The organism is Deltaproteobacteria bacterium (genome assembly GCA_022340465.1).
Classification (GTDB): Bacteria; Desulfobacterota; Desulfobacteria; order Desulfobacterales; family B30-G6; genus JAJDNW01.
Genome location: JAJDNW010000126.1, coordinates 1 through 11,155, shown reverse-complemented (window position 1 = coordinate 11,155; position 11,155 = coordinate 1). Strand labels below are relative to the sequence as shown.

The 11,155-nt window shown below is 56.9% G+C and carries 10 protein-coding genes; 1 reads left to right on the top strand and 9 read right to left on the bottom strand.

The genetic code is table 11. The annotated features are described in order from the left end of the window. The 9 genes from LJE94_16945 to LJE94_16905 form a co-directional block, all read right to left on the bottom strand. Positions 1–221, bottom strand: a 221-nt coding sequence (locus tag LJE94_16945; GenBank protein ID MCG6911790.1) for a hypothetical protein, incomplete at its 3' end; no start/stop codon positions are given. Positions 222–889: 668 nt separating this feature from the next. After that, entirely contained in the window at positions 890–1,870 is a 981-nt protein-coding gene (locus LJE94_16940; GenBank protein ID MCG6911789.1) for an FAD:protein FMN transferase, read from the bottom strand. 228 nt (positions 1,871–2,098) lie between these two features. After that, positions 2,099–3,115: a hydrogenase expression/formation protein HypE gene (hypE, locus tag LJE94_16935; GenBank protein MCG6911788.1), complete on the bottom strand. Its 1,017-nt coding sequence runs from the start codon at positions 3,113–3,115 to the stop codon at positions 2,099–2,101. 439 nt (positions 3,116–3,554) lie between these two features. Continuing rightward, positions 3,555–4,643 (bottom strand): hydrogenase formation protein HypD, encoded by a 1,089-nt coding sequence (gene hypD, locus LJE94_16930; GenBank protein ID MCG6911787.1) that lies wholly within the window; start codon positions 4,641–4,643, stop codon positions 3,555–3,557. A 117-nt stretch (positions 4,644–4,760) separates the two neighbouring features. Then, on the bottom strand, positions 4,761–7,040 hold the full coding sequence (hypF, locus tag LJE94_16925; protein ID MCG6911786.1) for a carbamoyltransferase HypF: 2,280 nt from the start codon (positions 7,038–7,040) through the stop codon (positions 4,761–4,763). Positions 7,041–7,047: 7 nt separating this feature from the next. Beyond that, on the bottom strand, positions 7,048–7,287 hold the full coding sequence (locus tag LJE94_16920; GenBank protein ID MCG6911785.1) for a HypC/HybG/HupF family hydrogenase formation chaperone: 240 nt from the start codon (positions 7,285–7,287) through the stop codon (positions 7,048–7,050). Between the two features lies 1 nt (position 7,288). After that, on the bottom strand, positions 7,289–7,822 hold the full coding sequence (locus LJE94_16915; protein ID MCG6911784.1) for a HyaD/HybD family hydrogenase maturation endopeptidase: 534 nt from the start codon (positions 7,820–7,822) through the stop codon (positions 7,289–7,291). A 178-nt stretch (positions 7,823–8,000) separates the two neighbouring features. After that, positions 8,001–9,650, bottom strand: a complete 1,650-nt coding sequence (locus LJE94_16910; protein ID MCG6911783.1) for a nickel-dependent hydrogenase large subunit — start codon at positions 9,648–9,650, stop codon at positions 8,001–8,003. A gap of 46 nt (positions 9,651–9,696) precedes the next feature. Further along, positions 9,697–10,641 carry a hydrogenase small subunit gene (locus LJE94_16905; GenBank protein ID MCG6911782.1) on the bottom strand — a complete coding sequence of 315 codons (945 nt, stop codon included), beginning with the start codon at positions 10,639–10,641 and terminating at the stop codon, positions 9,697–9,699. Between the two features lie 327 nt (positions 10,642–10,968). Between LJE94_16905 and LJE94_16900 the strand changes: the two genes are divergently transcribed. After that, positions 10,969–11,155, top strand: a 187-nt coding sequence (locus tag LJE94_16900) for a hypothetical protein (protein ID MCG6911781.1), incomplete at its 3' end; no start/stop codon positions are given.

Sequence of the window (11,155 nt, the reverse complement as noted above, 5' to 3'; positions counted from 1 at the left end):
TCATCGGAACCGAATATCTTCTTGAAATCGTCGTAGCGGGCCGTCTCCGGCAGGTCTTCGATAATCAGATCATAAATGGACGTCTTAAAGATAAGGGAAGGAATCCGCCAGGCAAAAACCGCGGTGATCAGTAAAACGACCGCCAGAACGACCAGGGGCCTTTTCAGCATCCGCTCGAGAAGCAGACCGCTCGTTAGGGTTTTCAGGTATGCCTTTATCATAGGTATCCCTAAATTGAGCGCTCAGATTGGGTTGCCATTGTTGGTGGTAACGGAAAAAAGGCGTGAACGGTGACTATTTATAGGAAGCAGAGGGGGGTTGTCAATAACCCGTAGCGGTTGACCGATGCCCGGATTGGGGCGACACGGTCTCGTATTCGGAATTTGGTCAAGGGATTGGCAGGCGCCTGTGTCATTATTCACCAAATAGCGCTACCAGGAAAATTTTTCGGGGCTAACGCCCTGGCCTAAATTGATAACCGTTTGATTATACATGGTTTGGTTCTATCCATCTGTTTGCCCGATCATGTAGCGCAGGGTTTTACAGTGTTTGTCAGAATAAGGTTCCGTATGCCCTAAGCGGGTGGCGGGTTTGTTTTTCAAAGCACCATATCAAACCAAGGCATACCCTGTGCCCGCCGGATTGTTGATGAAAAAGTGCAGATTTTTAATAAAATCAGATAGTGGAAACATCATCGATCCGGCAGGGCACTACGACAGTCGTGCAGATTATTGATGATATGGTGCTTTGAAAAACAAACCCGCCACCAGCCAATCCAATGTTGAAACGGAACATATATATGGCAAATGTCCTAACCCTGCCAAAGCGGATTGCGACACAGCCTCTTTCGCGGGGATGACAAGGGTTCTAAGCTAAAACCCCCCGGCCTTTACCGCATGAGGGTTACAAATCCCGGTGTGGGGTAATCGACCAACCTGTTGTCAGCCTCACGCACGATGACCATTCCCTCGACCCCCGGCATCCGTTCCAGCAGGGCCAGGCCCTTTTCATGTCCCATGACCATCACCGCTGTTGCCAGGCCGTCTGCCAGCATGCAGTCCCTGGTGATGACTGTGGCGCTGACCACCCCGTTTCGAACCGGATAACCGGTGCGGGGGTCGATGATGTGGCTGTACATGACGCCGTCCTTCTCGAAGAAATTGCGATAATCACCGCTGGTGGCCATGGCACGATCTGAAAGGTCGACCACGCCGTAAAGGGCACTGCGCGACGCGTCCTTGTCCGGCATGTTCACACCCACGTGCCAGGGGCGGCCGTCTTTTCTGCGGCCGGACGCAACCACTTCACCACCGATTTCCACGATGAAATCGGCAATGCCTTCGGATTTCAGCAGCCCGGACACCCGGTCAACGCCATACCCCTTGGCAATGGAGGCAAAATCCAGGGTGGTGTCCGCATGCTGTTTCTTGACATATCCCTCATCCGATATCTCTATCCTGTCAAACCCCACCGTTTTCAGCCGGCTTTCAATGGCTTCCGCATCGGGCAGCCCGCCCTGCCGCCCGGGTTTCCCGAAGCCCCAGAGGTCCACCAGCGGTTTGACGGTGCCATCCCAGGCTCCGCCCGTTATCTTATACAGCTTTTCCGCTGTCCGGATGACGTCGAGAAAACCGTCGGATACAAAAAAGGGCGCATCGATCTTTTCAAAACGGTTGAACCGGCTTATTTCGCTGTCCTGAATATAGGTCGACATGCTCTGGTTGATGTCCACCAGACATGCGTCGATTTTGGTCTTGAGGTCCGCTGTCCATATAAAATATCCAGCCACCGCCTTGATGTGGTAGGTCGTGCCCATGGTGCGGCCGGAAAAAACCACCTCTTTTTTAGCCGAGCATCCCTGGAGTATCACCACCAGCAGAAAAATAGCGAAAAGACAATGACCACCCCACCTATTAAAAATGGATGAACAATGTATACTTGTCTGATATTTCTTAATAAAGAGATTCATTGATGACAGTAGAATATGAAATGAAAAATATTAAAAATAAATTTTCCCTTTGTTGATGAAGCCTTCACTCCCTATTGAAAGCCAGGCTTATTTTCGAGCGGCCGCCTAACGGAAACCGAAAATTTATTTTTAGCAGATTCGCGGCAGTTGTTCCCCGGTCAGCATGTCCACGATGCGCTGGCCGCCGATGCGGGTTTCCATGAAAACCTGTCCCGGGTTATCGGCCACCACCTCGCCGACGAAGCAGGCATCGGCCCCGGATGCGTCCGCTCGCATGGCCGCCAGCACAGCGTCCGCATCTTCGGGAGCCACAAAGGCCAGCAATTTGCCTTCGTTGGCCAGGTACAAGGGGTCGAAACCCAGCAGTTCGCAGATGCCGGCGACCTCGGGCTTCACCGGAATGCGGCTTTCCTCGATGCGAATGCCCACCCCGGAGCCCGCCGCAATCTCATTGAGCGCCGTCCCCACGCCTCCCCGGGTCGGGTCCCGCAGGACGTGGATGGCCTGACCGGCCGAAAACATTTTTTTAACCATGTGATTGAGCGGCGCCGAATCGCTCCTGACGGGCGCGTCGAAGGCCAAGCCCTCGCGCTGCGTCAATATGGTTACGCCGTGGTCGGCGATGCTGCCGCTGAGAATGACCTTGTCCCCCACCCTCGCGTTTTTGCTCGACACATCGACGCCCGGGGGAATCTTTCCCAAGCCGGACGTATTGATGAAAATTTTATCGGCCGCCCCTTTGGGCACCACCTTGGTGTCTCCGGTCACCACCTGGACACCGGCTTTCCCGGCGGCCCGGCCCATATCCTCGAGAACCCTTTCGAGGTCGGGGATGGGAAACCCCTCTTCCAGAATCAGCCCCACACTGAGGTAAAGCGGGTCGGCGCCGCACATGCTCACATCGTTGACCGTACCGTTGACGGCGAGATCGCCGATGCTGCCCCCCGGAAAAAAGATCGGGTCCACCGTATACGTGTCCGTGGAAAAGGCGAACCGCTGCCCGCCTACCGTGAAAACGGCGCCGTCATCCAGGTTCGCCAGGATGGGGTTGTCGAATACCGGCAGCATCAGACCGGTTGTCAGGTGATGGGAAAGCTTGCCGCCGCTGCCATGGTCCAGAAGAATTTTGTCGGGTTTGGTAATCATTGGTGTTTGGTGTTTGATGTTATAGCGCTTGGCGAAATACCGTTCCGAAACAGCGTTTCCTTTAGGGCATCGTTCACAACTGTTGATCTCAAGGTAATTGTACTCCAAACGCTATTAGATTGCATTCCGCTGTATATGATGAAAACATTGTGAGATCACCTATTGTTTCTCGAAATACAGCCAATTTTAATTTAGTTATACGATTTTCCATGGAAAATCTGTTGAATAGCGGTTGTCATGTTTTTCGGCACCCTGAACCCTCGGAAAAAATGTTTCTCACGTTGGACATAGGTTGTATCGGAGCATATATATGACAACCGGTACAGGTAAAACAAGTATCACGAACGCATGAAAGATTGATCTCTTTTTTCGAGCTTTTTTCCTTTCGTGATGGTTGCCTTTAAACTCTCCCGGCCACAAGCCACCAGCCAACCGTGTATCACCCGTGATAGCGGTAATACGCCGCACAGGTGCCTTCGCTGGAAACCATGCAGGGTCCCACCGGATTCATGGGGGTGCAGCGCGTTTTGTACAAGGGGCATTCCGGCGGGGTTTTTGCACCGGTCAGAATTTCCCCGCAGGCGCATCCTTCGGGCTCCCGGGGCTCCGGCAGTTCCAGGTTAAATTTTTTCCCGGCGTCGAATTGGGCAAACCGGTCCCGGATCCTCAGGCCGCTTGCAGGTATTACTCCGATCCCCCTCCAGGCGGCATCCTCCACCGCAAAAACCGTCCGGAGCAGCTCCCTGGCCTTGCGGTTCCCTTCCCGCGTGACCGCCCGTCCGTAGGCATTGCGCAGTTGGGGCCTGCCGTTCTCTATCTGTTCCACCAGCATCCAGACCGCCTGGAGAATGTCCGCCGGCTCGAATCCCGCCACCACACAGGGAATGTGGTGGGTTTTAAAAAACGGCTCGTAGGCGGAGGTGCCGATCACCAGCGATACGTGCCCCGGCAGAATGAACCCGTCGATACGGACCCGTTCGGAAGTCATCAGCGCATCGAGGGCCGGGGGGACCGTCTTGTGGGCCGCAAAGACGGAAAAGTTGCGCAGCCCCATTTGATGGGCGGTCTGGATGGCGGCCGCAATGGTGGGAGCCGTGGTTTCGAAACCGATCCCCGGGAAAATGACCTCCCGCTCCGGATGGCTGACGGCCAGATCGATGGCATCCATCGTGGAATAGACGATCCGGATATCACGGCCCTCGGCCTTTTCCTTCTGCAGGGACGAAACGGTTCCGGGAACCCGCATCAAATCGCCGAAGGTGGCCACGATCGCCCCATCAACCCGGGAAAGTGCCACAAAGGCGTCGATCTCTTTCTGGTCGGTCACGCAGACAGGACACCCCGGCCCGGAAAGCAGGCTGATGGTTTCCGGCAGCAGCGATCGGACACCGCTGCGAAAGATGGACACCGTGTGCGTCCCGCACACCTCCATCAAGCGGATCTCCTTTCTGGAGGCGGCTTTTATTTTTTCCACCAGGCTGCGGGAGATCGTCGCATCCCGGAATTCTTCCATATATTTGAGAGTCATATGTTCCTTTGCCGGCCAATGTACAGCTATCGTTTAATTCAGCCATCGGGGTGTTTTCGGCCCTTCGTATAATTACACTCATCGAAATCTCTGTGCCCTTTGCGCCTTTGCGGTTGTTCATGGTTTACGCAGCATGGCGTCCGCCACAACCGCCTGCCCCAGGGCAATACCGCCGTCGTTCGTCGGCACCAGGGTGTGGCTCAGCACCTGGAAACCGCTTTTTCCCAGATTTTTGGAAAGGCCTGAGAGCAGCAGCGCATTCTGGAAAACACCCCCGCTCAAGGCCACCCGGTTCAGGCCCCTTTCCTCGCGGATCTCCTCGCAGAGACGCGTGAAGACCCGGACAAGCGTGTTGTGAAATTTCATACTGATTTCCGACGGGTGCACCCGTGCCCGGATATCCTCGACAATGCCCCGAATCATGGGCGCACTCTCTATTGCCAACATCCCGCCCCGGTGGACACCGACCTCATACCCCCCCACGGCATCCGGATCGGCCGCCATCTCCAGCTCCATGGCGGCCTGCCCTTCGTAGGCAACGGTATCCCGCAGCCCGATCATGGCGGCGACGCCATCGAACAGCCGCCCCAGGCTGGATGTATAGGGAGCGTTGACCCGTTTTTCAATCATGTCGATCATGAATTCAATTTTGTGATTATCGACGGTTCTGAAAAAAGGCAGGTCCAACGCAAGCAGGCTTTTCCCAAACGCCTGGTACAGGTAACTGACAGCCATCCGCCACGGCGCTTTTATGGCCGCGGCACCGCCGGGCATGGGCACGTAGGCGACATGCCCGACCCGGTCAAAACCGTCGAGACGCACCAGCAACACCTCGCCGCCCCAGATGCATCCGTCGGAACCATAGCCCGTACCGTCGAAGGCCAGGCCGATCACCTGGCCGTCGACCCGGTTTTCGGCCATACAGGCCGCGATATGGGCATGGTGGTGCTGAACCTCCAAAACATCAACATCATCCAGCGCCTTTGCATAACGCGTGCTCAAATAATCCGGATGCATGTCACAGGCCACGTGCGCGGGCTCGATGTCCAGGATGCGCTTCAGGTGTTCGACGGTTTCGATGAAAAATTGATAGGTGGTCAGGTTTTCGAGATCGCCCACATGCTGGCTTAAGAAGGCCTGGTCCTCCCGCGTCAGGCAAACCGTGTTCTTCAGCTCGGCCCCGCAGGCCAGGATCGGTTGGACGGCTTTTTTCAGAAAAACAGGCCCGGGAACATATCCCCGCGAGCGGCGGAAAAAGCGTGCCCTGCCGGCGATCAGCTTGACGACCGAATCATCGCTCCTCAGGTAGATGTCACGGTTGTGCAGCAAAAAGTAATCGGCCATGGCCGCCAGCCGCGACAACGCATCCCGGTTGTCGATGGCGATGGGTTCTTCACTGACATTGCCGCTGGTCATCACCAGGGCCCGGAAACCGCCGGACAGCAGCAAGTAGTGCAGGGGGGTGTACGGCAGCATCGCCCCGACGGTGCGATTGTTCGGTGAAACGGCGTCCGCCAGCAAAGGCGGGTTCCTTTTGGGCAGCAGCACGATGGGTCGCTGGGGGGAGGTGAGCAGGGCTTCTTCGTCGGGCGTGGTTACGGCGTACGCCCGGATGGCGGCCAGATCGTATGACATGACGGCCAGGGGCTTTTCCTCACGATTCTTGCGGCGCCTCAGCCGCTCCACAGCCGCCTGGTTTGCCGCATCCGCCACCAGGTGAAATCCGCCCAGGCCTTTGACCGCCAATATGCGCCCCTTTTTAATGCAATCCACGGCCGCCGCGACGGGATCCTCTGCGGAAACCGCGGTGCCGTTTTTGTCTGCCAGCCACACATGGGGCCCGCAGGCAGGGCAGGCATTGGGCTGCGCGTGGAAGCGTCTGTTCAGAGGATCGTCGTACTCCGACTGGCAGCGGTCACACATCATGAAACCGCGCATGGATGTCTGCGGGCGGTCATAGGGAATGTCGTCTATGATGGTGTAGCGCGGGCCGCAGTTGGTGCAGTTGATGAACGGATAGCGGTAGCGGCGGTCGCCGGGGTCCAACAACTCCGCCAGGCAGTCGTCACAGATGGACATGTCCGGAGAAATAAGGGTGTGGCGCCGACCCTTGGACCGGCTGTTGCCGATGGAAAAATCGGGGAATCCCGTCGAGGGGGTGTCTTCGCTTTCGATCCGGGTGATCCGGGACAGGGGAGGCGCCTTCCCGGTCAGGTCACGGATAAAGGCTTCAACGGCCGTCTGGTCGCCTTCCACCTCGATGGAAACACCGTCGGACGTGTTGGAAACCCGGCCGCGGAGCCCGTGCGCCGTGGCCAGCTGGTAAACGAAAGGCCGGAACCCCACCCCTTGCACGATGCCGTTGATCTCGATTTGTTTTGCACGAAAATTTGTCAAAGGAATGTTACACTTCCCTCTCTTTCTTTTCTGCAAATTCGGCCGCCTCCTTTAGGAGCCGCAAAGACGCCATGGCATCGGCTTCGTCAATCTTGTGCAGGGCAAACCCGGCGTGCACGATCACGTAGTCGCCCACGGCAGCATCCTCCACGAGCAAAAGGCTGGCGGTTCGCCGGACGCCATCCACATCGATGGTGCCCACGCCATTTTCTATCTTGACAATTTTCGACGGTATCGCCAGGCACATGTTAACTCCCTTCACAAGCTGCCGGAGGTCGCTGATTTTTCCTTTTGCTATACGTAACGCCCAACCGGTCCAACTCCTCGAGCACCATCTGGATGACCGGGTCGATCCGCTCCTGAATTACCGGGGACATGTCGATGCTGCACGTGTCGATATCCTCGGGCTCCACCCCGACGATCACCGTGTCCGGCACCTTGTCCAGGGCCGAGCAAAGGGTCAGCGCCTCCAGAAAATCGACCTGGTGAATCGAATTCTTGGCCCTGATGCGCTTGGGAATCTGGTCGCCGTAGAGGCGGTACAGGTCACCGGGATTGCCCTTGTTGCGGATGGCGTCCACCACGATCAGGTGGTCTGCCAGGCTGATGACGCCCAGAAGGTTGGTTCCCAGCACGCCACCGTCCACGACGGACACGTTTTCGGGAAAGGTGTACCGCTCTTCGATGCGTTCGATGACGCGCACGCCGAACCCTTCGTCCGTGTACAGGATGCAGCCCACCCCCAGGACCATGATCTGTTGATTGCCTGTTTCTGAATTCATCGCATAATTAAAAAAACAATCACGAAAACACGAAACCTGAAAGGCACGCAGCCCGATGACCCGTTCGCGCTTTCACATGTTCATGTTTTCGTGATGAAAATCGTCCCTGTTTGTCACAAAGGCGCGGAAACGGTCCCCCGCCTCAAGCGGCTGGGGACCGTCGACCGTTTTCCCCGGTTTACAGTGCTCTGACCTTATACACCTGGTTCGAATCCGGATCGATGACGTGAACGCCGCAGGCGATGCACGGATCGAACGAGTGCACCGTACGCAGAACTTCCAGTGGTCGCTTGGGGTCGGCCACAGGCGTTCCTACCAGGGCTTCCTCCACCGGGCCCAGCTTGCCCTTTTCGTCCCGGGGCCCCAGGTTCCAGGTTGACGGAACCACGTACTGGTAGTTCTTGATCTTTTTGTCTTCGATCTCGATCCAGTGCCCCAGAGATCCCCGGGCGACATCGTTCAGCCCTACCCCCATGCCGGTTTCCGGCATCTCCCAGGATTGGTAGGTCTGGGTGTCACCGCTTTTGAGATTCTCAACCAGCTCCATGACCCAACCCGGCATGGCGTCGCCGATGGCGATGGTTTCGAGACCCCTGGCCGCCGTTCTGCCCAGGGTTGAGAAAAGTGCCGCTGCCGGAACCCCCAGTTTCTTCAGCGTGTCGTCCACCAGGGATTTGATCGTTTCATTACCGTAGCCGTAAGCCACCAGCACACGCGCCAGGGGGCCCACCTCGCAGGGATCGCCTTCGTAGCGCGGTGCCTTGAACCAGGAGTACTTGCCGCCGCCCGGACGGTACGCGGGATCTTCCTGCAGGGGTTTGGTTTCGCCCTTGTAGGGGTGCTTGGGGCTGCCGTCCTCATACCAGGACCTGGCGATGTGTTCGGTCACGGCCTTCTCCTCGGCCATCTTCACGCCGCCGATATCGCGCCGCTTGATAACCCCCCGGGGCATGAACAGGCTCTTGGGCTCATCTTCACCCTGCGGCAGGTCCCCCCAGGCCAAAAAGTTGGTGCAGCCGCCGATGCCGCCCCAGTCTTTATAGAAGGAAGCCACCGCAAGCAGGTCGGGGATGTACACGTTCTTGACGAAATCCTGGGTTTCCTTGGTAATGTAGAGGAATTCCGCTATGCGGTCCGGGGTTAAATCTTTCACGGAAGTGATGCCGCCGACGACAAGCGCCTGAAGATGCGGGTTCTTGGCGCCGAAAATAGCGTGCATCCGCGCCGCTTTCGCCTGAAGCCTCAGCGCTTCGATGTAGTGGGCGGCAGCCATCAGGTTGGCTTCCGGCGGCAGCACGTAGGCCGGATGGCCCCAGTAGGCATTGGTAAAGGGACCCAGCTGGCCGCTGTCCACGAAGGTCTGGATGCGTGCCTGGACATTTTTAAAATAGTTGGCGCCGCCCCAGGGCGCATTGCTGACGTTGTCGGACAGGGTCGCCGTTTTCTTGGGGTCTGCCTTGAGGGCACTGACGATATCCACCCAGTCCAGCGCGTGCAGGTGATAAAAATGAACGATATGGTCGTGCTGGAATTGCGCGCCGTGCAGGAGGTTTCTGATCAGCCGTGCATTCTTGGGTATCTTGACGCCTACCGCGTTTTCGACTGCCCTCACCGAGGACAGAGCATGGGTGTACGTTCAGACGCCGCAGGATCGTTGCACGAAGTGGTGGGCGTCGCGGGGATCCCTCCCCTGAAGGATGAGTTCGATGCCCCGGAACATCTGGCCTGAGCTCCAGGCATTTTTCACCTTGCCGTTTTCGACCTCGACCTCGATGCGGAGGTGGCCTTCAATGCGTGTAATCGGATCGATCGTAATTCTTTTTCCCATATGTCTCCTCCCTATAAAAAGGATAATTATCTGATTTTATCGACACCTACATCTCTTCGTAGAACGGGCTCATGTTGTCCCAGAAATCGGGTTCGCTGCAGCCGATGCAGGGGTGTCCCGCTTCCACCGGCCAGCTGGTGCCGTCGTTGAATTTGACGATGGGGCAGTTGTTGTAGGTCTCCGGGCCGCGGCAGCCCATCATGTAGAGGCAGTAGCCCATGGCGGCCTCTTCGGAGCCGAATTCTTCAACGAACTCGTCGTTTTCAAAATGCGACCGTCGGGGGCACTTGTCGTGAATGGTGGTGCCGTAGGCAAACAGAGGCCGGCCCAGGTTGTCCAGGGCGGGGAGTTTACCGAGGAGCAGATAATTGACAACGGTTCCCACGAAATTGATCGGGTTGGGAGGACATCCGGGGATGTTCAGCGTCTTTACGCCCAGGGCATCGCCGACGCCTTTGTATCCGCCCGGATTGGGTTTGGCGGCCTGCACGCCGCCGTATGCGGCGCAGGTCCCGAGGGAGATGGTCGCCGCGGCTTTGGGTACGACGCTCTTGGCGATCTCGAGGAACGTCCGCCCGCCGACCTTGCCGTAGCCGCCGCCGAACTTGGTGCCCACAGCGCCTTCGCAGACGCAAATGAACTTGCCTTCGTACTTGCTTACCGCGGCATGCAGGTTCTCTTCCGCCTGGTGTCCTGCGGCGGCCATAATGGTTTCATGGTATTCTACGGAAAGAATCTCGAGAACCAGTTCATCCACGAACGGATACATCGAGCGCAAGATGGCTTCAGAACATCCTGTGCATTCCGCGAAATGGAGCCACACAACCGGCGGCCGCTGCGCCGGTGCCGCGAAAACATCCGCCACCTTCGGAACAAACGATGAGGACAGCCCCATGGTTGCGGTCAGAAACGTACAGTACTTCATGAAATCCCTGCGCGAGACCCCTTTGCTTTCCAACCTCTCATAAAACGCCTTTTGCTCCTTGTCCATTGGCACCTCCTGATGCAGGTTTTACGTTTGGAAGCTCCGCATGGAGCTTCGATAGCTGTTAGCCGGGCCCCATTCTGCACTGCCGAACGACACAACGGGCTGACCGTATTGCGACCCTAATTCCTATGAAAATGGCGGATCGCTGTCAAGGTAAAAAATCCTACAAATATTGCATGGTAACGTAATCCCAGCCTTGCGGGACCAACCTGGGCTTAAGGTGGTTGTCCGAAAAACATTCCGAAGGCTTGAAAAAAATGTTTTCCCATGTGAAGATTAAGATGTCTTTTGGAAACAAATTCAGGAATAAAAAACCGGGAACTGTCTACCATGCGAATCAACACACGGTACCGAACCGCCCTGGCAGTCTGGGCTATCTGTCTGATTGTCCTGCTGAACCCATGCCTGCCTCGCGTATACGGAGGTACCATCAAACCCATCACGGCCGAGGAACTCGACCGCATGCTCACGCGCAAACCGTCCCGCAGCATGGTCGTTTTCATGGCCGCCTGGTGCA

What these genes read in the sequence shown, in the direction of transcription:
- hypE (MCG6911788.1), bottom strand. Translation starts at nt 3,115, where the DNA reads ATGATTACCAAACCCGACAAAATTCTTCTGGACCATGGCAGCGGCGGC.
- hypD (MCG6911787.1), bottom strand. Translation starts at nt 4,643, where the DNA reads ATGACTCTCAAATATATGGAAGAATTCCGGGATGCGACGATCTCCCGC.
- LJE94_16920 (MCG6911785.1), bottom strand. Translation starts at nt 7,287, where the DNA reads ATGTGCCTGGCGATACCGTCGAAAATTGTCAAGATAGAAAATGGCGTG.
- LJE94_16915 (MCG6911784.1), bottom strand. Translation starts at nt 7,822, where the DNA reads ATGAATTCAGAAACAGGCAATCAACAGATCATGGTCCTGGGGGTGGGC.
- LJE94_16905 (MCG6911782.1), bottom strand. Translation starts at nt 10,641, where the DNA reads ATGGACAAGGAGCAAAAGGCGTTTTATGAGAGGTTGGAAAGCAAAGGG.